This window comes from Intestinimonas sp. UBA1698 (assembly GCF_002320075.1).
Classification (GTDB): Bacteria; Bacillota; Clostridia; order Oscillospirales; family Oscillospiraceae; genus Intestinimonas; species Intestinimonas massiliensis.
Window position 1 is genome coordinate 59109 of sequence record NZ_DCJO01000035.1, and the last position, 21438, is coordinate 80546.

Annotated in this window: 20 protein-coding genes and 1 riboswitch; of the genes, 8 read left to right on the forward strand and 12 right to left on the reverse strand. The window is 63.9% G+C overall.

The features are described from left to right. The first annotated feature begins 111 nt into the window (after positions 1 to 111). Positions 112 to 3669 (forward strand): pyruvate:ferredoxin (flavodoxin) oxidoreductase, encoded by a 3558-nt coding sequence (gene nifJ / locus B3H64_RS09480; RefSeq protein WP_050619457.1) that lies wholly within the window; start codon positions 112 to 114, stop codon positions 3667 to 3669. A gap of 61 nt (positions 3670 to 3730) precedes the next feature. Here nifJ and B3H64_RS09485 read toward each other — a convergent pair whose 3' ends face one another. The 5 genes from B3H64_RS09485 to B3H64_RS09505 form a co-directional block, all read right to left on the reverse strand. Further along, complete coding sequence (locus B3H64_RS09485; protein ID WP_050619456.1) at positions 3731 to 4216, reverse strand: hypothetical protein; 486 nt, start codon at positions 4214 to 4216, stop codon at positions 3731 to 3733. A gap of 18 nt (positions 4217 to 4234) precedes the next feature. Further along, positions 4235 to 4666, reverse strand: coding sequence for a cell wall hydrolase (locus B3H64_RS09490; protein ID WP_050619455.1), 432 nt, complete (start codon positions 4664 to 4666; stop codon positions 4235 to 4237). A 25-nt stretch (positions 4667 to 4691) separates the two neighbouring features. Next, the gene (locus tag B3H64_RS09495) at positions 4692 to 5135 is read right to left on the reverse strand and encodes a hypothetical protein (protein WP_238074621.1); all 444 of its coding nucleotides are present in this window, start codon (positions 5133 to 5135) and stop codon (positions 4692 to 4694) included. Between the two features lie 143 nt (positions 5136 to 5278). Further along, a complete protein-coding gene (locus B3H64_RS09500) occupies positions 5279 to 5884 on the reverse strand; it encodes a sugar O-acetyltransferase (RefSeq protein WP_238074620.1) in 606 nt (201 codons plus the stop codon). A 4-nt stretch (positions 5885 to 5888) separates the two neighbouring features. Beyond that, on the reverse strand, positions 5889 to 7490 hold the full coding sequence (locus tag B3H64_RS09505) for a peptide chain release factor 3 (protein WP_195892365.1): 1602 nt from the start codon (positions 7488 to 7490) through the stop codon (positions 5889 to 5891). 182 nt (positions 7491 to 7672) lie between these two features. Between B3H64_RS09505 and B3H64_RS09510 the strand changes: the two genes are divergently transcribed. From B3H64_RS09510 to B3H64_RS12025, 5 genes are all read left to right on the forward strand, one after another. After that, entirely contained in the window at positions 7673 to 8455 is a 783-nt protein-coding gene (locus B3H64_RS09510) for a peptidoglycan recognition protein family protein (RefSeq protein WP_286734696.1), read from the forward strand. A gap of 94 nt (positions 8456 to 8549) precedes the next feature. Continuing rightward, the gene (locus B3H64_RS09515) at positions 8550 to 9782 is read left to right on the forward strand and encodes a [Fe-Fe] hydrogenase large subunit C-terminal domain-containing protein (RefSeq protein WP_286734697.1); all 1233 of its coding nucleotides are present in this window, start codon (positions 8550 to 8552) and stop codon (positions 9780 to 9782) included. A 122-nt stretch (positions 9783 to 9904) separates the two neighbouring features. After that, positions 9905 to 10399: a hypothetical protein gene (locus tag B3H64_RS09520; protein WP_286734698.1), complete on the forward strand. Its 495-nt coding sequence runs from the start codon at positions 9905 to 9907 to the stop codon at positions 10397 to 10399. 106 nt (positions 10400 to 10505) lie between these two features. Continuing rightward, positions 10506 to 12539: a GH25 family lysozyme gene (locus tag B3H64_RS09525; protein WP_286734700.1), complete on the forward strand. Its 2034-nt coding sequence runs from the start codon at positions 10506 to 10508 to the stop codon at positions 12537 to 12539. A gap of 153 nt (positions 12540 to 12692) precedes the next feature. After that, positions 12693 to 12920, forward strand: a complete 228-nt coding sequence (locus tag B3H64_RS12025) for a hypothetical protein (protein WP_349676173.1) — start codon at positions 12693 to 12695, stop codon at positions 12918 to 12920. Between the two features lie 49 nt (positions 12921 to 12969). Here the strand turns inward: B3H64_RS12025 and B3H64_RS09535 are convergent, their stop codons facing one another. From B3H64_RS09535 to ribD, 7 genes are all read right to left on the reverse strand, one after another. Further along, a complete protein-coding gene (locus tag B3H64_RS09535) occupies positions 12970 to 13857 on the reverse strand; it encodes a helix-turn-helix domain-containing protein (RefSeq protein WP_286734701.1) in 888 nt (295 codons plus the stop codon). 114 nt (positions 13858 to 13971) lie between these two features. Beyond that, positions 13972 to 14583: a GNAT family N-acetyltransferase gene (locus B3H64_RS09540; protein ID WP_050619446.1), complete on the reverse strand. Its 612-nt coding sequence runs from the start codon at positions 14581 to 14583 to the stop codon at positions 13972 to 13974. Continuing rightward, the gene (locus tag B3H64_RS09545) at positions 14580 to 15023 is read right to left on the reverse strand and encodes an RNHCP domain-containing protein (RefSeq protein ID WP_286734703.1); all 444 of its coding nucleotides are present in this window, start codon (positions 15021 to 15023) and stop codon (positions 14580 to 14582) included. The genes B3H64_RS09540 and B3H64_RS09545 overlap by 4 nt, the downstream gene beginning before the upstream one ends. Before the next feature lie 230 nt (positions 15024 to 15253). Next, positions 15254 to 15721 (reverse strand): 6,7-dimethyl-8-ribityllumazine synthase, encoded by a 468-nt coding sequence (ribE, locus tag B3H64_RS09550; protein WP_050619444.1) that lies wholly within the window; start codon positions 15719 to 15721, stop codon positions 15254 to 15256. 18 nt (positions 15722 to 15739) lie between these two features. Further along, a complete protein-coding gene (locus B3H64_RS09555) occupies positions 15740 to 16939 on the reverse strand; it encodes a bifunctional 3,4-dihydroxy-2-butanone-4-phosphate synthase/GTP cyclohydrolase II (RefSeq protein ID WP_286734705.1) in 1200 nt (399 codons plus the stop codon). A 12-nt stretch (positions 16940 to 16951) separates the two neighbouring features. After that, entirely contained in the window at positions 16952 to 17608 is a 657-nt protein-coding gene (locus B3H64_RS09560; RefSeq protein ID WP_286734712.1) for a riboflavin synthase, read from the reverse strand. After that, entirely contained in the window at positions 17589 to 18695 is a 1107-nt protein-coding gene (ribD, locus tag B3H64_RS09565) for a bifunctional diaminohydroxyphosphoribosylaminopyrimidine deaminase/5-amino-6-(5-phosphoribosylamino)uracil reductase RibD (RefSeq protein WP_286734706.1), read from the reverse strand. Before ribD ends, B3H64_RS09560 begins: the two co-directional genes overlap by 20 nt. Before the next feature lie 151 nt (positions 18696 to 18846). Continuing rightward, positions 18847 to 18961: riboswitch (FMN riboswitch) on the reverse strand. Between the two features lie 302 nt (positions 18962 to 19263). On the opposite strand from ribD, the gene B3H64_RS09570 reads away from it, so the two are divergent. Together B3H64_RS09570 and B3H64_RS09575 are read left to right on the forward strand one after the other, a co-directional pair. Continuing rightward, positions 19264 to 21027 carry a sigma 54-interacting transcriptional regulator gene (locus B3H64_RS09570; protein WP_286734708.1) on the forward strand — a complete coding sequence of 588 codons (1764 nt, stop codon included), beginning with the start codon at positions 19264 to 19266 and terminating at the stop codon, positions 21025 to 21027. 231 nt (positions 21028 to 21258) lie between these two features. Further along, a partial coding sequence (locus tag B3H64_RS09575; protein ID WP_286734711.1) for a hypothetical protein occupies positions 21259 to 21438 on the forward strand: 180 nt, incomplete at its 3' end.

Sequence of the window (21438 nt, forward strand, 5' to 3'; positions counted from 1 at the left end):
GCCGAAATTAAATTCTGGTAAGATAATTGTATTTACATATGTGTTCCGTGGTGATAAGATAAGGAACGAAAAGTGGAGTGGCATCCATTTGAATAAGGAGGAACGATAAACATGGCAAGAAATAAGAAGTCCATGGACGGCAACACCGCCGCAGCGCACGTATCCTATGCGTTTACCGAGGTGGCCGGCATCTACCCCATCACCCCCTCCAGCCCGATGGCCGACAACGTTGACCAGTGGGCCGCTGCGGGCAGAAAGAACATTTTTGGCACTACCGTGAAGGTGGTGGAGATGCAGTCCGAGGCCGGCGCCGCCGGTACTGTGCACGGCTCCCTGAACGCGGGCGCCCTGACCACCACGTACACCGCTTCTCAGGGCCTGCTGCTGATGATCCCCAACATGTATAAGATCGCCGGCGAGCTGCTGCCCTGCGTTTTCCACGTCTCCGCCCGTACCGTGGCCGCCCAGAGCCTGAACATCTTCGGCGACCACTCCGACGTCATGGCCTGCCGCCAGACCGGCTTCGCCATGCTGGCCGAGACCAACCCCCAGGAGGTCATGGACCTGGGCGCCGTCGCCCACCTGGCCGCCATCAAGGGCCGCGTCCCCTTCCTGAACTTCTTTGACGGGTTCCGTACCTCCCACGAGATCCAGAAGATCGAGATCTGGGACTACGACGACCTGAAGGATATGGTGGACATGGACGCCGTCAAGGCCTTCCGCGAGCGGGCCCTGAACCCCGAGCATCCCACCATGCGCGGCTCCCATGAGAACGGCGACATCTTCTTCCAGCACCGCGAGGCCTGCAACAGCTACTACGAGGCGGTCCCCGAGATCGTCGAGGAGTACATGGGCAAGGTCAACGCCAAGCTGGGCACCGACTATCAGCTCTTCAACTACTACGGCGCCGCCGATGCCGACCGCGTCATCATCGCCATGGGCTCCATCTGCGACGTGACCGAGGAAGTCATTGACTACCTGAACGCCCACGGCGAGAAGGTCGGCCTGGTAAAGGTCCGCCTGTACCGGCCCTTCCGCGCCGACAAGCTGCTCTCCGCCATCCCCGCCACCGCCAAGAAGATTGCCGTGCTGGACCGCACCAAGGAGCCCGGCGCCCAGGGTGATCCCCTGTATCTGGACGTGGTGACCGCCTTCGCCAACGCCGGTCGTCAGGCCACCATCATCGGCGGCCGTTACGGCCTGGGTTCCAAGGATACGCCTCCCCGCAGCGTGTTCGCCGTGTATGAGGAGCTGGCCAAGGACGCCCCCAAGAAGGAATTCACCATCGGCATCGTGGACGACGTCACCGGTCTGTCCCTGCCCGAGCACGACTGCCCCAACACCGCCGCGGCCGGCACCATCGAGTGCAAGTTCTGGGGCCTGGGCGGTGACGGTACTGTGGGCGCCAACAAGAACTCCATCAAGATCATCGGCGACCACACCGACAAGTACGTCCAGGCGTACTTCCAGTATGACTCCAAGAAGACCGGCGGCGTGACCATCAGCCACCTGCGCTTCGGCGACAAGCCCATCAAGAGCCCCTACTACATCAACAAGGCCGACTTCGTGGCCTGCCACGTCCCCGCTTACATCATCAAGGCATTCCCCATGGTCCGCGACGTGAAGGACGGCGGTACCTTCCTCATCAACTGCCAGTGGTCGGATGAGGAGATCGACAAGCACATGCCCGCCGTGGCCAAGCGCTACATCGCCGAGCACCACATCAACGTCTACACCATCGACGCCATCGACCTGGCCGCCAAGATCGGCATGGGCAAGCGCACCAACACCATCCTGCAGTCCGCCTTCTTTGCTCTGGCCAACGTGATGCCCCAGGCAGAGGCCATCGGCTACATGAAGGACGCCGCCACCCACTCCTACCTGAAGAAGGGCCAGGACGTGGTGGATATGAACCACAAGGCCATCGACACCGGCGCCACCGCCTTCAAGAAGTTCAATGTTCCTGCCTCCTGGGCCACCGCCGAGGATGTGAAGAAGGAAGAGAGCCTGGAGGGCCGCGCCGAGACCGTGAAGATGGTCCAGGAGATCATGGAGCCTGTGGGCCGCATGGACGGCGACAGCCTGCCCGTCTCCGCCTTCACCAAACACGTGGACGGTACCTTCGAGCAGGGCGCCGCCGCCTATGAGAAGCGCGGCGTGGCCGTGAACGTGCCCGTGTGGGACGAGACCAAGTGCATCCAGTGCAACCAGTGCTCCTACGTCTGCCCCCACGCCACCATTCGTCCCTACGCGCTGACCGAGGAGGAGGCCAAGAACGCCCCCGAGGCCGCCAAGATCGTGGATATCAAGGCCGGCAAGGGCAAGGGCGTCTACAAGTTCTCCCTGGCCGTCAGCCCCCTGGACTGCATGGGCTGCTCCGTCTGCGTCAGCGTCTGCCCCGTGAAGGCGCTGGAGATGGTGCCCCAGGAGTCCCAGGCCGCTCAGCAGCCCGTGTTCGACTACATGGTGGCCAAGGTGGCCGACAAGCCCGACGTGGCCGACACCACCTCCGTTAAGGGCAGCCAGTTTAACCAGCCTCTGCTGGAGTTCTCCGGCTCCTGCGCCGGCTGCGCTGAGACCAGCTACGCCCGCCTGATCACCCAGGTCTGCGGCGACCGGATGTATATCTCCAACGCCACCGGCTGCTCCTCCATCTGGGGCGGTCCCGCCGCGACCTCTCCCTACACCGTCAACAAGTGCGGCCATGGTCCCGCCTGGGCCAACTCCCTGTTCGAGGACAACGCCGAGCACGGCCTGGGTATTTTCTACGGCCAGAAGGCTATTCGTGACCGCCTGGCGGAGCAGACCAAGGCCCTGATCGCCATCGACTACACCGACGACGCCATCAAGGCGGCCGGCCAGGAGTGGCTGGACACCATGGCCGACGGCGCTGCCAACGGCGAGGCGACCAAGAAGTATGTGGCCGCTCTGGAGGCCGTTGTGAAGGCCGACTGCGGCTGCGAGGCCTGCACGCTGGGCCGCGAGATCCTGGCCAGCAAGGAGTACCTGTCCAAGAAGTCCATCTGGATCTTCGGCGGCGACGGCTGGGCCTACGACATCGGCTACGGCGGCCTGGACCACGTCATCGCCTCCGGCGAGGACGTGAACATCATGGTTTTCGACACCGAGGTGTACTCCAACACCGGCGGTCAGGCCTCCAAGTCCACCAACTTCGGCGCTGTCGCTCAGTTCGCCGCGGCTGGCAAGGCCACCGCCAAGAAGTCCCTGGCCGAGATCGCCATGCAGTACGGCTACGTCTACGTGGCTCAGGTGGCCATGGGCGCTAATCCCGCCCAGACCCTGAAGGCCATCAACGAGGCCGAGGCCTATCACGGACCCTCTCTGATCATCGGCTACGCCCCCTGCGAGATGCACTCCATCAAGGGCGGCATGGCCAACTGCCAGAGCGAGATGAAGAAGGCTGTGGACTGCGGTTACTGGAACCTGTTCCGGTTCAACCCCGCTCTGAAGGCCGAGGGCAAGAGCCCCTTCACCCTGGACTCCAAGGCCCCCGCCGGCGGCTATCAGGAGTTCCTGATGAACGAGGCCCGCTACTCCGCCCTGACCCGCTCCTTCCCCGAGCGCGCCAAGGTGCTGTTTGCCGAGTCCGAAGAGTCCGCCAAGGCCCGCTACGAGCATCTGGTCAAGCTCCAGGCTCTGTACGCCTAAGCGGCAAGTCAAGTAAAAAACGGAAGGCCGCCCCGTCGCAAGACGGGGCGGCCTTTTTGAGCTACCGGCCGGAATTCAGGGTGCGATTTCCGGTGGAGCGGGGAACAGTCGATGCGGAGGATGAGGGAATATTGCCGGTGCCCAGACCATAGGGGCCCGCGGGAACCTGCCCCACTCCGGGGACATTGACGGTGGGTACGCTCAGCGGGCCGCCGGTCTGACCCGGTCGCTGGCCGGGCAGATAGAAGGTGACGAATTTGACCGAGAAGATGTCGCAGACCACAAAGGTCTGGGTGAGCTCCTCGTAGAGGGTCAGATAGCTGCGGCCCACACTGTAGAGGATGCCCTCCTTCTGCGTCATGGCCTGGGTGCCCACCAGAAACTCGCAGACCACAAAGTTGCCCAGGTTGTCGGACAGAATCTGCTGCATGGAGCCGCGCATGGCGTCGGTGTTGAAGTTCTCATCCGGCGGCGTCACCAGCCCACCGTTTTCATTGGCGCGGTTGAGGGCGATGTCCCGCATACCATCGGGATAAAATTGATTCATAGACACATTCTCCTCCTGTTATGTATCGGCGTAAGCCTCGGTGGGATTGTAAAAACAGTGGTTGCCGATGCGCACCACAAACTCCCCCACCCGGGAGGGAAAGTTCGGGCGGCAGCTTGGGACAAAGGGATTGAAGTACCACAGGGCAAAGCCTAGGTTGGTCAGCCGGTTTCCCGCTATGGCCCAGTTGGCGATGTCGTAGTGGATCTCCTCCACCGACATGTTGTAGATGTTTTGGGCATTGTACTGTCCCCGAATGGTCTCCCGGGCGCAGTCGAACTGGCCGGGCTGGTAGATGACGGCCCGGATGGTGGGCTCCAGCCGCCCGTATTCGCCGTAGCTCACGTTGACCCGGTTCATCACCACGCAGGCCACCGCTTTCATGCCCTGTTCGCCCTCGCCTCCGGCCTCGCACTGGATGATGCGGGCCAAAAGTTCCAGATCTGTCATAGGGTCGCCTCCTGGAAAGGATAATCTAAGCCGGCAGTGTACTGTCCTCCAGCGGTTTCGCCTCCTGCTCCGCCGCCGCGCTGTCGCCGGAGCAGCACGCCACGAAATCCAGGTCCATCAGCCGCAGGATACCCGCCAGGAGCACAAAGAGGGAGGCCCACAGGTTGACTGTGGCGGAGCGCCGGGCCACGCAGTCGTCCCCCTGCTCCGCCTGCTGCCAGGCGTTGAGCGCCAGGCACAGAAAGAAGCCAAGGGAGCCCACCACCATGGCGGAGGCTCTCCGCTTGATGGGATAGACGTCAGGCAGGCCGGCGGCGGCCTTGGTATCTCCCAATATCGTGAGGCAGAGCCCCCGACGCTGGATGACCACGGTGTAAAAAGACAGCAGCACCGACGCGATGAGGATGAGCAGGAAACCCAGCGACTGGTCCACGATCCCCAACTGCTGCCGCAGGGTATCCTCCTCCATGGCACGCCGTCTCCCTTCACCCGATTCCTGTTATCATTCTATCCAGATTGGGCGATGGGGTGCATCTTTTCGGCAAAAACAAAAAAACCAGCGTCCCGGCTTGAGCCGGGACGCTGGTTTTTTCAATGCATAGACGGGGCAGCTCAGTCCTGCCGCCAGACCTTCTGGAGGCCGCGCCAGTAAGTGCGGTCCCGCTCGTTCAAGGGCCGCAGAACCCGGCAGGGGACGCCCGCCGCCAGAACGCCGGAGGGAATATCGCGGGTGACCATCGCACCGGCGGCGATCACCGCGCCCGCCCCAATGGTGACGCCGGGGAGGACTACCACGCCGCCGCCCAGCCAGACGTCGTCGCCAATGGTGATGGGACCGCCGTTTTCCAGTCCGCCGGCCCGGACCTCCGGGTCCAGGGGGTGCCCCGCGCCGTAGAGCCCCACCCGGGGACCAAACAGCACCCGGTCGCCGATGGTGACCGGACATACATCCAGGATGATGCAGTCGTAGTTGGCGTAAAAATCCCGCCCCACCGTGATGTTGCCGCCGTAGTCACAGCGGAAGGGGGGCTCGAGGAAGGCGTTCTCCCCCACGCCGCCCAGCAGCGCCTCCAGCAGGCGGCGGCGCTCCTCCGGCTGGTCCTCGGCGGTCTGGTTGTAAAGCCGGGTCAGCCGCCGCGCCTCCTGCCGCAGCCGGAAAAGCTCCGGGTCGGCGGCGGAGTAGAGCCCGCCGGACAGCATGCGCTCCCGCTGGGTCATACGCTCACTCCCTTGTCCCGCCGAATTCGGTGAGGGTCAAGGCCTTGTTCTTGTCCGCCACCCAGTTGATGGACCACTGGGAGGCGAAGAGCAGAAGCTGACGTCCCTTATAATCCTCCACCAGCTTCACGTCGGTGCCCAGAATCAGGTCCTCCTCCTTCAGCGGCTCGTCCCCGTCGTGGTCGATCCAGCGCAGGTACTCGTAGGGCAGGCCCTCCATATAGAGGTCCACGCCGTACTCGTTTTTCAGCCGGTACTCCAGCACGTCGAACTGCAGGGTGCCCACCACGCCCACGATGACCTCCTCCATGCCGGTGTAGGGGGTCTTGAAGATCTGGATGGCGCCCTCCTGGGCGATCTGCTCCATCCCCTTGAGGAACTGCTTGCGTTTCATGGTGTCCAGCGGCCGCACCCGGCGGAAGTGCTCCGGGGCGAAGGTGGGGATGGGGTCGAAGCGAAACTTCCGGCCCGGGGCGCACAGGGTATCTCCGATGGAGAAGATGCCCGGGTCGAACACGCCGATGATATCCCCGGCGTAGGCCTCTTCGATGATCTCCCGCTCGGCGGCCATGAGCTGCTGGGGCCGGGAGAGCTTGAGCTTTTTGCCGCCCTGGACGTGATAGACCTCCTTGTCGGCGTCGAACCGGCCGGAGACCAAGCGCATGAAGGCGATGCGGTCCCGGTGGGCCTTGTTCATATTGGCCTGAATCTTGAACACAAAGGCGGAGAAATCGTCGTCCGTGGAGTCCACCAACTGCTCGCCCGCCGTGCGGGGCAGGGGCGGCGTGGTCATGCGCAGGAAGTCCTCCAAAAAGGGCTCCACGCCAAAGTTCGTGAGAGCGGAGCCGAAGAACACGGGGGAGAGCTTGCCGTGGCGCACCCGGTCCATGTCAAACTCACAGGAGGCGCCGTCTAAGAGCTCAACATCGTCGGAGAGCTGGCTGCGGAACTTGGCGCCGATGAGACCGTCCAGCCCCGGGTCGTCCAAGCCCACCTCCACCGCCGTGGCCTGCCGGGCCCCGCCGTTGGAGGTAAAGTGGATGATCTCCCGCTTGTTCCGGTCGTAGACGCCCTGGAACTCCTTGCCGCAGCCGATGGGCCAGTTGACAGCGTAGGTGTCGATGCCCAGCTCCTTTTCGATCTCCTCGCACAGCTCGAAGGGGTCCCGGGCCTCCCGGTCCATCTTGTTGATGAAGGTGAAGATGGGGATGTCCCGCATGACGCAGACCTTGAAGAGCTTCCGGGTCTGGGCCTCCACGCCCTTGGCCGCGTCGATGACCATGACGGCGGAGTCGGCGGCCATGAGGGTGCGGTAAGTGTCCTCGGAGAAGTCCTGGTGGCCGGGGGTGTCCAGGATGTTGATGCAGTACCCCTCGTACTGGAACTGCATCACCGAGGAGGTGACCGAGATGCCGCGCTGCTTTTCGATCTCCATCCAGTCGGAGGTGGCGGCGCGGGCGTTCTTCTTGCCCTTGACCACGCCGGCCTGGGCGATGGCCCCGCCGTAGAGCAGGAATTTTTCGGTCAGAGTGGTCTTACCAGCGTCGGGGTGGGAGATGATGGCAAAGGTCCTGCGCCGGGAGATTTCGGATTCATATTTGGACAAAGGGTTTCCCTCCATTTAGATTCAATTCAGTCAGCTACAGACGCACGTTACATCGGGTAAACCCTCCAAACAGCAGAAAAGTTGGACAAAAAATTATATCATGCGCCGCAGGAGAATGCAAGGGGGACGGAGAGGTGCAACCCCGCACCGAAGGACCCGGAAGGGGTGAGGAGGGGAGCAAATTGAAACTGACACAGCATTTTCTGACCCAAAACGACTGCTATCAGGCGGGGCGGACCATCGTACCCAGGGGGATCATGGTCCACTCCACCGGGGTGGCCCAGCCCGACGTGGAGGTCTTTCTCAAAAGCTGGGACCGACCGGGCGTGAACGCCTGCGTCCACGCCTTCGTCCATACCGGCGGTGTGGTGCAGACTCTGCCCTGGGACCGGCGGGGCTGGCACGCGGGCACGCCCCGGGCCGGGGGGACCTCGGCCAACAACACCCACATCAGCTTTGAGATCTTGGAGCCCGCGGGGCATACCTACCGGGGCGGTACCATGGTGGGCTACGACGCGGAGCGGAACGCCGGCTATTTTGCCGCCGTCTATCGCAATGCGGTAGAGCTGTGCGCCATGCTGTGCAGGCGGTACGGCCTGGACCCCATGGAGGACATCCTGGACCATTCCGAGGGGTATGCCAGGGGGATCGCCAGCAACCACGGCGACGTGGCCCACTGGTTTCCCAGACATGGCAAGCATATGGACGATTTGCGCGGCGACGTGCGGGCGGCGCTGCGGGGAGAGGGGGAGGAATCCATGACACAGGAGCAATTTGATACCATGTTTGCCAGGGCCATGGCGGAGTATACCGCCCGGGCGGAGAAGGAGTCCGCCAGCGGCTGGGCCAGGGACGCGTGGGAGCGGGCGGAGGCCCGGGGCGTGTTCGACGGTACCAAGCCCCGCGCCGCCCTGACCCGGGAGCAGGCCGCCCTGGCGCTGGAGCGGCTGGGGCTGCTGGAGTGACAGGGGGTTTCGCTTTCGTGCACCAGAATATGGAATAGACGGCTTCTGACCTGCACATGCTAAGGGTCCAGATCACCAAAAGGAGCGAAACGCCATGTCCACCTTGGAAGAGCTGTACCGCACCCTGCTGAAATCCGCCGTCACCGGCAATGGTGTGCCCGACCCGGAGGGAGCGGACCCCGGGGAGCTGGACTGCCTGCTCCACCCCGAGGCGCACCCGCCGGTGTGGCGGACCGGCCGGTGTACCTGTGGGGAGGGGGAGACCCACTGCGCCGCCGCCTGCCTGTTCGACGCCATCGTCCGGGATGAGAAGGGGGAGCTGACCGTGGACCCGGACCGCTGCGCCGGGTGCGCGGCCTGCATCGCGGCCTGCCGCTCGGGCCGCCTCACCGCCAGCCGGGACGTGCTCCCCGCCCTGGACGCCCTCAAGCACGCCACGGGACCGGCCTACGCCCTCATCGCCCCGGCCTTCCTGGGCCAGTTTTCCGCCGAGGTGACACCGGGCAGGCTCCGCTCCGCTTTCAAGGCCCTGGGCTTCTCCGGTATGGTGGAAGTGGCGCTGTTTGCCGATGTGCTCACCCTGAAGGAGGCGCTGGAGTTCGACCGCAACGTCTGCACAGAGGCGGATTTTCAGCTCACGAGCTGCTGCTGTCCCCTGTGGATCGCCATGATCCGGAAGGTGTACCATCAGCTCATGCCCCATGTCCCCGGGGCAGTCTCCCCTATGATCGCCGCCGGACGCACGGTGAAACACCTCCACCCCGACGCGCTGACGGTCTTTGTGGGGCCCTGCCTGGCCAAGAAGGCGGAGGCCCGGGAGCCGGACCTGCGGGGGGCGGTGGACTATGTGCTGACCTTTCAGGAGATGCAGGACATTTTTGACGCAGCGGGTATGGATCCCGCCGCGATGGAGGAGGCCGAGCGGGACCACTCCTCCCGAGCGGGGCGGATCTACGCCCGGACGGGGGGCGTCAGCGAGGCGGTGCGGGCCACCGTGGAGCGGCTCCGCCCGGATCGGAGCATCCAGGTGCGTACCCGGCAGGCCGACGGCGTGCCCGCCTGCCGGGCCATGATGGAGGAGCTCCGGAAGGGGGAGCGCAGCGCCAACTTCTTCGAGGGTATGGGCTGCGTGGGCGGCTGCGTCGGGGGACCCAGGGCCGTCCTGGACCGGGAGACGGGCCGAAAAAACGTGGACCGCTACGGGCAGGCGGCGGAATACCCCACCCCGCTGGACAACCCCTATGTGCCGGAGCTGCTCCGCCGCCTGGGATTCGAGACGGTGGACGCCTTTTTGGAGGAGAGCGACCTGTTTCTCCGCCGGTTCTGATCCGTCGCCCGTCCCGACGTCGGCCCCCGCCTTGCAATCCATCTGCAAATACCCTATAATGAGTTGCAACACGCGAGGAAGGATGTTGGCCGGTCGAAAGGCCGCGATGGGAGGCTCGACAAATGAAGAAACACACCGCATGGATCGCGGCTCTGCTCTGCCTGTTGGCGCTGGCCGGGTGCAGGGCCGCCCCCGACTCCGGTTCCGAAGGGAGCAAAACCGCGTCCATTCCATTTCAGGAGGATCAACTCTATGCCGTGGCATATCTGGGGTATGGGGAGATCAACGATCTCGCCTTCTACACCGAGAACTATCTGGACGACGTGAATCTACCGGTCCATTACCTGTCAAAGGGAGACTACTATCTGATCATACCGAGGTATGCGGACATGGAGGTGCGTCTGTACCGAAACGACATCGAGACGATGGGGACTACCCTGATCTATGAGGAGATGGCGTGCCGGCCATTCATCCTCCAGTGTAATATCAGCGATATTTTCACGGATGCGACGATCTGCTTAACCAGGGAAACGGAAACGGTGGAATTCTCGCCGTACATTTCCCTGGAGGATGGAAGCGTTCAGGTGGGAGACCGGGGCGTCGATATCACAAAATAGCGGGGAGCAGCAGGGCCTCCGAGCCCGGTTGACGGGCGGATGAAACTTGTGTTATTCTGAACAGGAACGTCAGAGATTCGCGCAATTGCAGAGAAAGGAACGACACATGACACACGACCGCACGCACTTCCGGCGCATCCCCGCCCTGCTTCTCCTGTTCGCCCTGCTCCTCCCCGCGGCCGTCCCCGCCCTGGCTGCCGGGCCCGAGGGACCCGGCGCCCTCAGCCAGGCGGGAGCGGACTTTCTCAAGGCCCGGGAGAGCTTTTCCGAGACCCCCTACACCGACGGGACCAACTGGTACGTGGGCTACGGCACCCAGTGTCAGGCCGGGGCCTATGCCGAAGGCATCACTGAAGAGGAGGCCGACCGGCTGCTGCGGGAGGCGGCCGCCGTCTGCGCGGCGGCGGTGGCGGACTTTCTGGAGGAGCACGGCCGGACGGTGGGCCAGAGCCAGTTCGACGCCCTGGTCAGCTTCACCTACAGCCTGGGCACCGGCTGGCTGTCCGGCAGCTCCGATCTGGCGGAGTTGCTGGCGGGGCCGGGGGATACATACGACACGCTGGAGACCGTCAATGCCTTCGGCGTCTGGTGCCACGCCGGGGGACAGGTGGTAAAAGGCCTGGCCCGGCGGCGCATGGAGGAGGCCGCCCTGTTCCTCTGGGGGGACTACAGCGGACAGGCGGCCGGGAACTTCACCTATCTGGTCTTTGACCCAGGCGAGGGAGAGATGGCCAGCGACGTGATGTTTTACCAGGCTGGCCAGCCCTACGGTGCCTTCCCCGACGCCCGGCGGGAGGGCTATGCCCTGGAGGGCTGGCGCAGGCCGGAGGGGGGCGCTCTGCTGGCCGGCATGCCCGCGGGGGAGAGCGGGACGGTGGAGGCCCTGTGGCGGAAGCTCGGCCCGGCCGAGAGCCCCTACCCCGACTTGGATGCCGGGGCATGGTATTACGACTATGTGTGTGCCCTCAGCGGGCAGGGCATCGTCTCCGGCTATCCGGACGGCACCTTCGACCCATCCGGCTCGGTGACCCTGGGGGAGGCCCTCAAGCTGGTGCTGCTGGCGGCGGGATATGAGGAGCAGGCTCCCGCCGGGGGGCACTGGAGCAGCGGCTATGCCGCCCTGGCCCGGACCGAGGGACTGCTCACCGCCGGGGAGCTGGCCGAGCTGGACGGGGCAGTCAGCCGCCTGACGGTGGCTCGGCTGACCGCCGGGGCCCTGGGGCTGGCCCCCGCTTCGGGCCCGTCCCCCTTTGCCGACGCTGACGACGCTTCGGTGACGGCCCTGTACGAATGGGGGATTCTGGAGGGCAGCCAGGAGAACGGCCGGCGCCTTTACAAGCCTGCCGACGGCATCAGCCGGGCGGAGCTCAGCGCGCTGATCTGGCGGGTGAACTGCCTGCGGGCCGGGGAGACCGGCAAGGCCCAGATCACCTACGGCGCCTATACGGTGGACGTGCTGGAGGGCGTGCCTGTCAACGGCTATGACCCGGCGGCCTTCCGCCGGAAGGGCAGCGTGATGGAGTATGCCGCCGGGGAGACCCGCCTGGGCGTGGACGTGTCCTCCTACCAGGGCGACATCGACTGGGCCAGGGTCAAGGCCGACGGCGTGGATTTTGCCATCCTCCGGGTGGGCGGGCGCGGCTATACCGAGGGCGGTCTCTACGCCGATACGAAGTTCGAACAGAACCTCCAGGGGGCCCTGGACGCCGGCCTGGAGGTGGGGGTGTACTTCTTCTCCCAGGCCATTACGGTGGAGGAGGCCGAGGAGGAGGCCCGGTTCGTGCTGGACAAGATCCGGGGCTATGCGCTGACCGGCCCCGTGGTTTTTGATTGGGAGGCGCTGGGGAAGAGCGAGGCCCGGACCTACGGTCTGGACACCGATACCCTGTGCCGGTGCGCCCTGGCCTTCTGTGAGCTGGTGGAGGAGGCGGGCTACACCCCCATGATCTACCTCACCTCCTACGCGGGCTATGTCAAGTACGACCTAAGCCGCGTGATGGATTACCCTTTCTGGTTTGCCGAGTATGACAAGGCGGCGCCCACCTTTTACTACCACTTCCAGATGTGGCAGTATACCTCCAAGGGAAGTGTGGACGGCATCCAGGGGAATGTGGATATGAATCTCTGGTTCGGCGCGTAGCGCGCCTGCATGGCAAAAGGCCCTGGGGTCCTATGGCCCCAGAGCCTTTTGTCATGGGTTTACGCAACCTTAATGGGGGCAGGGCAGTCCAAACGATATCCTTACCCGCTTTGCACTCTACTCGGAACGTGAAAAGACAAAGGAGGAATCGCAGTGGAGATCGTATTGGGCTGCATCGGGGTTCTGACGGTGCAGAACTTCGTTTGGCTGCCAGTGGTATCGCGGTACGTGGTGCCTGATTCGGGGGTTGACCCGGGCCAGGGCAGAGGGCAACTTCTGGCAGTAAAGGCTGCCACCCAGGCGCCGGAGGAGGTCTCCAGAATCACATACCAGACGATGGACATCTGCACCAGGGGGGAGCCGAACAGAGTGATGCACTGACTGACCAGAAACAGGAGCGCCCTACGCCTCCAGTGGGAGGACGGCCGAATCACCCGTCCTGTTTGGCCTTCACGGCCCGCAGCTCGATGTATCCGCGCTCTCCCCGTGGCTCAAGCTGGATGCGGGGGCTGGACGGGTCCCACACCCGGCCAATGACCGTAGGATCATAGCGGTCCATGGCCTGCCGGACGGCGGAGATGGCCTGGCAGTAGTCCTCCTCCCGGAAGGGTTCGCCCTGGAACATCAGATAGTCCGCGGCGGGCAGGCGTATGACGTCAAAGCCCTCCGGCACCGGCCCTTCATAGTCGGCGGCCGCCTCCACGCCCTGCACGTAGGTGGAGGTGCCGGGGGTTTTGTAGGCATCCGGCAGCCACAGACAGACCGGCTCGCCGCACAGGGAATCCATGCTGGCCAGCAGCCCCCATACGTCGCACCCCACCTCCTCGCAGTAGGGGAAATAGTCCTCCGCCTGGACGCCGCGCTTGACGATCACCTTGCGCTCCGGCTTGTGGATGATTTGAAGAAAAACGCTTTGTATCGGTTCCATGTCGATTGACTCCTTTCGCAATGCCCGAAATTTGACGCCGTAGGGGATGAAGAGAGGGATGGGAACGGGCTGCCTGGCGTAAGCGCCGGGGTTGCAGCCGAACTCCCGCAGGAAGGCCCGCTGATAGCCGTCCACGCTGCCGAAGCCCAGGTCGTAGGCCACGTCGATCACCCGGCAGTTCTCCCGTTTCAGGCGCAGCGCCGACTGGGAAAGCCGCAGGCGCCGGATGTAGTCGGCGGGCGTAAGGCCGGTATGCTGGTGGAACAGGCGGTAGGAGTGCCACGGAGAGAAGCGGGACACCCGCGCCAGGTCGGCTGTGGTGATGGCCTCGTCCATATGGGTCTCGATGTACTCCTGCATCCGCTGTACGGCCAGGATCTGTTCCGTCATCCTCTCACCACCTCCAGGGTATGGCTATTCTACAGCATCCCGCGCAGGAAGGCTCGACGTTTCTTGCCAAACGCACGGCGGGTTTCGCCATTCTTGCGCAAATTGCCGGGGCAGCTAATTTAGCTGCCCCGGCAATTTCTTCTTTTCCTTGGGCGGAAAGGTCCGGTCGAAGGCGTCCACATCGGCGTCCGCCACCCGGTAGCCCTCCGGGTCCCGGTAGGTGCCGGTGACGCCTGTCAGGAATCCGGGCCGCAGCTCCTTGACCAGGAAGAAGGGCGCCTCCTCCCCACGGGGAAGGCCGGCATAGTAGATGCCCCTGGAATGACCGCCGGCAAAGCCGAAGCGGGCATAATAGCCCGGATCGCCGGTAATGGCTACGGCTCCACAGCCCAGCGCCTGCGCCTTCTCCAGGGTAAAGCGGATCAGCTTGCTGCCCAGCCCACGGCCCTGGCGCTCCGGATGGACGCTGACCGGACCGAAGACCAGAATGGGGATGGTCCGCCCGTCGTCAGCCGCGATCTCGGCGCGGCTGTACATAATATGGGCGGCAATCTGTCCGTCCTCCTCCAGCACGCAGTCCAGTTCACGCACAAATTCCGGACGGCTGCGGAATTGGTGCAGGACATAGTGCTCCGAGCATCCGGGACGGTACTTGTTCCAAAATGCCTCCCGGGTCAGGCGCTCTACCGCGGAAAAGTCGCGGGGCTCCTCCAGACGGATGTTCATGGCGTCCCTCCTACAGTCCCGAGGCAGCCGTCTCCGCCCATAAGCGCGGTCATCTCCTCGATGCGCTCCAGGGGGAAGGGGGGCTGCCCCAGGGGCTTCATGGCGATGCTCATCAGCTTCATGGGGTTGTCGTCGGCGGCCACCCGGTTGGACGAGAGGGCGCCGCAGCGGCGGCAGCGGTGGATGACGGCCCACTCGCCCCCCCTGCGGACCCAGACGGCCACGGGGTCCATGATGCCGCCGCAGTCGGAGGCCCGATCTCCGGGCTCCACGTCCACATGGAGGCTGGAAAGGCAGTTGGGACAGTGGTTGCGGTGGTCGCTGCCCGCCCCGGCGGGGGTCACGGGCCGCCCGCAGACCTTGCAGGGAAAGCCTTCGCGGCAGGGGTGAGTCTTATAGTAACCGGTCTCGTATTGCTTGCGCTTGTGTTCACGGTTCATGGTGATGATCCTCCAAAAAGTGATTTGAGTTCCTTTTGGGAGGATTGCGGAGAGAGTCAGTCGCAAACCTCCCGGCTTGCCACACGCTCCAAATCACAGTAGAAATAATTCAAAAACATACTCCTTTGTTTCGTTGATTCAGCCGCCGCGCGGCGGCGCTGCCGCCTCCGCGCCTCTTCAGCATACCGCAGAATTCCTCCGGATGCAAGTGGAAAATGCTCGTGCCGCCCTTACCGCTCCAGCGCGCGGATCAGATTGACCATCTCGATGGCCCCCTGCGCGCACTCGGCGCCCTTATTTCCGGCCTTAGTACCGGCGCGCTCGATGGCCTGCTCGATGGTGTCGGTGGTGAGCACCCCGAACAGCACGGGGACCCCGCTGCTCAGGGAGGCCTGGGCAAGGCCCTTGGAGACCTCGCTGCACACGTAGTCATAGTGGCTGGTGGAGCCCCGGATGACGGCGCCCAGGGCGATGACGGCGTCGTACTTGCCGCTCTGGGCCAGCTTGGAGGCGATCAGCGGGATCTCAAAGGCGCCCGGCACCCAGGCCACTGAGATGTCCGCAGCGTCCACGCCGTGGCGCAGCAGGGCGTCCTCGCAGCCGCTGAGCAGCTTGGAGACGATGAATTCGTTGAACCGGGCGCACACCACGCCCACCTTGATGCCTTCGGATACCAGCTTGCCTTCGTAGATGTTCATGTGTTTTTCCTCCTGCGTTTAATAATTCAGAATGTGGCCCATGCGGTGCTGCTTGGTCTGCAGATAGAACAGGTCGTCCTGGGTGGCCTCCATCTGGATGGGGACCCGCTCCACGATCTCCAGTCCGTAGTCGGCAAGCTGATAGACCTTGTCCGGGTTGTTGGTCAGCAGCCGCAGGGTCCTGGCCCCCAGATCGTGGAGGATCTGGGCCCCGATGAAGTATTCCCGCAGGTCTCCGGCGAAGCCCAGGGCCAGATTGGCCTCCAGGGTGTCCAGACCCTGGTCCTGGAGGGCGTAGGCCTTCAGCTTGTTCAGCAGCCCGATGCCCCGGCCCTCCTGCCGCATGTAGAGCAGCACGCCCCGGCCCTCCTGCTGAATCTGGGTCATGGCGGCGGCGAGCTGCTCCCCGCAGTCGCACCGCCGGGAGCCGAAGGTGTCCCCGGTGAGGCACTCGGAGTGGACCCGGCACAGGAGGTTCTCTCCGTCCCCGATCTCCCCCTTGACCAGAGCCACATGGTGCTCGCCGTTGAGCCTGTTGCGGTAGCCGCAGGCGGTAAAGTCGCCGTACTTGGTGGGAAGCCGGGTGACGGCCACCTGCTCCACCAGCTTCTCGTGGCGCTTGCGATAGCTCTGCAGATCCCGGATGGTGATGAACTTCAGCCCCCACTCCGCCGCCTTCTGCTGCAGCTCGGAGGCGCGCATCATGGTGCCGTTCTCCCGCATGATCTCGCAGCACAGCCCGCACTCCTTCAGCCCGGCCAGCCGGCACAGGTCCACCGTGGCCTCGGTGTGGCCGCTGCGCTCCAGCACGCCGTGAGGCTTGGCCAGCAGAGGGAACATGTGGCCGGGGCGGCGGAAATCCTCCGGCCGGGCGTCCTCCTCCACGCACTTCAGGGCGGTGACCGACCGCTCGGCGGCGGAGATGCCGGTGGTGGTGGAGACGTGGTCGATGGAGACAGTAAAGGCGGTTTCGTGGTTGTCGGTGTTGTGAGAGACCATCTGGGGAAACTGCAGCTTCTGGATGTACGCCGCCGACATGGGCATGCAGATGAGCCCCTTGGCGTGGGTGGCCATGAAGTTGACGTTCTCCGTGGTGGCGAACTGGGCGGCGCAGATGAGGTCCCCCTCATTCTCCCGGTCCGGGTCGTCGGTGACCAGGATCAGACGCCCCTGCCGGAGCTCCTCCAGGGCCTCTTCAATGGTGTTGTACGGAAACATGACGGTTCCTCCTTAGAATCCATTTCGGGCTAAAAAGTCCAGGGTGATGCCGCCGGTAGGCGGGTCCGTTTCGGTCTCTGGCCGGGGTAGCAGCAGCTTTTCCACATATTTACCGATCACGTCCGTCTCTAGATTGACCACGTCGCCGGGGCGCTTGCGCCCCAGCACGGTGACGGCGGCGGTGTGGGGGATGAGGGAGACGGAGAAGCGGTCCGCCTCCACCCGGGCCACCGTCAGACTGACGCCGTCCATGGTGATGGAGCCCTTCTCTACCACGTACCGCAGCAGGGAAGGGGCGGCCTCCACCGTGTACCACACGGCGTTGTCGTCCCGACGGAGGGCGGCCAGGCGGCCGGTGCCGTCGATATGACCAGAGACGATGTGCCCCCCGAAGCGGCCCCCCGCCGCCATGGCCCGCTCCAGGTTCACCCGGCTGCCGACGGTCAGGTCCCCCAGGGAGGAGCGGTCCAGGGTCTCGTGCATGACGTCGGCGGTGAAGCCTGTGTCATCCAGACCGGAGGCGGTCAGGCAGACGCCGTTCACCGCCACGCTGTCCCCCAGCTTCAGGTCGGAGAGCACCGCCGCCGCGCCGATGGAGAGCACCGCCGAGCGGGCCCCCCGCCGGATGGCGCGGATTACGCCCATCTCCTCAACGATTCCCGTAAACAGGGCCGTCCACCTCGCTTTCCCATAAAAAATCTTCCCCGACGGGGGTAACGACGGTGTTTTTCAGCCGTACGGCCTGGGCGGGGAGGGCTGCGCCCCGCCCCATCACCGGAGACGGGGCCTCCGCCCCGCCGAAGAGCTTGGGGGCGATGTACGCCTGGACCTTCTGGACGATTCCAGCCTCCAGCGCCGACCAGTTCAGCGTACCGCCGCCCTCCAGCAGCACGCTGTCGATGTCCGCGGCGCCCAGCCGCTCCATCAGGACGTCCAGGTCCACATGGCCGTCCCGGGCGGGGAGGACCCAGACCCGGCATCCGGCGGCCTCGTAAGGGGCGCGCCGGGCCGCGTCCCCGCAGGCGGTGGCCAGGATGGTGGGAACGGCCCGGGCCGTTTGAACGATCCGGCTGGTCAGGGGGGCGCGCAGCCGCGTATCGCAAATCACCCGCAGGGGATTTTTGCCTCCCTCCATCCGGCAGGTGAGCAGGGGATCGTCCGCCAGCACGGTACCCACCCCCGCCAGAATGGCGGTGCAGCGGTGCCGGTCCTGATGGACCCGCCGCCGGGCGGCCTCCCCAGTGATCCACTGGGAGGCCCCGGTGCGGGTGGCGATCTTTCCGTCCAGGGTCATGGCATATTTCATGACCACATAGGGCCGCCCGGTCCGAATAAAGTGGAAAAACACCTGGTTCAGGGCCTGGCACTCGGCCTCCAGCACGCCGGTCTCCACCGCCACGCCGTTTTTCCGCAGGAGCTCCAGTCCCTTGCCCGCCACCAGGGGATTGGGGTCGCCGGAGCCGACCACCACCCGGGCGATCCCGGACGCCAGGATCGCCTCGGTGCAGGGGGGCTGCCGGCCGTGATGGCAGCAGGGCTCCAGCGTCACGTACAGAACCGCCCCCCGGGGGGATTCCGTGCAGTTTTGCAGGGCGTGGCGCTCGGCGTGGAGGGCGCCGCACCGGGCATGCCAGCCCTGGCCGATGATCCGGCCCTCCTTGACGATGACGGCGCCCACCATCGGGTTGGGGGCCGTCCAGCCCTGGCCCCGCTGTGCCAGCTCCAGGGCCAGACGCATATAGTCGCTGTCCTTCATGGTCCGCCTCCAAGCAATAAAAAATGCCTTGAACGGATGGTTCAAGGCACGACGGGACCACGGAAACACCCCGCCCATGGAAAGAAAAAACTCCGGAATGCAGCCATTCCAGAGCAAATCCATGCGCGCAGGCGTGATAACTCCTGCGGTACACGATCTTCTTTCATCCCGACTGTACGGTCGGCTTCGGAATTTCACCGAATCATGCCTTGCGGCTCGTGGGCTATACCACCGGTGGGGAACTGCGCCCCGCCCTGAAGATCCTGATTCAATTAAGTGTATTATAGGCGCATACGTCCCGGTTGTCAAGCCCGGGTTTGGGACGGCTCAGGACCACGGGCGGCCGCTGCCCTTCCGGGCGAGCTGAGGCGGTCGGCCCCGGCAGAGACGCGGTTACAGAACGTGGATGGATGCGGCAGTTCTTTCCATTCGGCAAAGATTCTTGAGTTTTCCAGGTCCTCCTACTATAATAAAATTAGTCTGCGCACATCCGGTCTGGAGGCAGCCCACAGTTTGCCGCCCAGAACGTGTTACAACCAACAGGTGTCATTCAAGGAGGGAGGACGGCATGAACGAGGAGGCATTGGATCTTACCGTAGGTGTTGACGGGATCAAAGATGGCTACCGGGCAATTCTTGACACCATTTTTTGCAGCATTCTTGTGTTTGACGGCAGGGGACAACTGATCCACTGCAACTGCGCCGCCCGGAATTTTTTCCATGGACTGGGCATTGACCCGGAGCGCGCGTACTTTACCCGTTTTGAGGCCTTTTCCGAGCCGATGGCAGAGCGGGTGGACCTCATCAGCGGGAAGGGCCGCTACATCATCGAGCTGGAGGGGAGGCAGGTGGTCTGCAACGTCCACCCGTGGGTGATCGACGGGGTCCGGCGGGGCACCATTTTTATCCTGCACGAATCCATGCACTCCAACTGCATCATGCAGGAGCTGGACGTGACCAACAGCCTGCTTCAGGAGATCAATATCTTCGTAGAGTCCTCTCACGACGGCATTTTGGTCACCGACAGCCAAGGCGTCGTTATCCGGGTCAACGCCGCTTTTGAGCGGGCCTTTTCGGTCCTCCGGCGGGAGGTCATTGGCCGGAACGTCACGGAGCTCATCGCCGAGGGCCTGTACCTGGATTCGGCGGCCCTCAAGGTCCTAGAGACCAGGGAGACCGCCACCGTGGTCCTGGAGCAGAAGGGGAAACGGCTCATTGCCACCGGTACCCCCGCCTTCGACATCTGCGGCAGCTTCACCTCCGTGGTGGTAAACATTCGGGACATCACCGAGCTAAACGACCTGCAAAGCCGTCTGGAGCACCAGCGCATGGTGGCGGAGGGCTACATACGGGAGCTGACCTTCATCCAGAGCCAGAATGCCCCCGGTGCGGATTTCGTGGTCCACAGCAAGGAAATGCAGCATATCATGGACACCATCAAGACCATCTCCCAGGTAGATTCCACGCTGCTCATCACCGGAGAGTCGGGCACCGGTAAGGAAGTCATTGTCAACCAGGTCCACCGCTCCAGCAACCGCCGGGACAAGCCCATCATCAAGATCAACTGCGGGGCCATCCCCGCGTCCCTGTTTGAGTCAGAGCTGTTCGGGTATGAGGACGGGGCCTTTACCGGCGCCCGCCGCCGGGGGAAAGCCGGCTTTTTTGAGCTGGCCAACGAGGGCACCCTGTTCCTGGACGAGATCGGAGAGCTGGATCTGGACCTGCAGGTCAAGCTACTGCGGGTCATCCAGGAGGGAGAGGTCACCCGGATCGGCGGCACCAAGACGCTTCATGTGGACGTGCGCATCATTGCAGCCACCAACCGGGACCTCTGGCAGCAGGTCCAGGAGGGCAAATTCCGGCAGGACCTCTATTACCGGCTCAACGTGATCAACATCGAGGTGCCGCCCCTGCGGGAGCGGCGGGACGATGTCATCCCCCTGGCCGTCCACTTTATCGAGAAGTACAACCAAAAGTACAGCAAGCACAAGGAGCTGTCCATGGAGTTGGGCAAGATCCTGCGCTCCCTGGACTGGCTGGGCAATATCCGCGAGCTGGAAAACCTGATCGAAAACATGGTGGTGCTGGTCCAGCGGGACGTGCTCTACCCGGAGGACCTGCCGCCCCGCTACCGGCAGTCCGGCGCCGAGGTCAGCCCCTGCCAGGTCACGGTCCACGGCATCATGCCGCTGAAGGAGGCCATCCAGCAGGTGGAGAGTCAGCTCCTCTGCCACGCCCAGGAAAAATACACCACCACCCGGGAGATCGCCAAGGTCCTCGGCGTGGACCAATCCACCGTCTCCCGCAAGATGGGAACGCTCCTGCATCGCTGATGCGTTTGCGCATACCCTGTCAAAAGCCCTGAATATCCGCACCTTTTTCTTCCATATGGCCCGTTCCCTGATGCAGAAATGCATAATCAGGGAACGGGCTTTTTTTGGACACCCCTTGCAAACAGGGACTTTTTCCGGTTTTTAAACTTGGCACGGGGGTTGCTTATCTTTATGGGCAGAGAACAGAACCCAACGGACAGACCAGAAAGGCAAATTGAAAGGAGGGTCACGATGGATCGTTGGACCAAGATGTACCAGGAGAAACGTAAGACGCCGGAGGAAGTCGCCAAGCTCTTCCACGCGGGGGACATCTGCCTGAGCAACGGACAGATCACGGAGCCCATCGCCATCCTGCACGCCCTGGCGGACCGGGCGGAGCGGGAGGGACTGACGGGGATCCGGCACTACCTG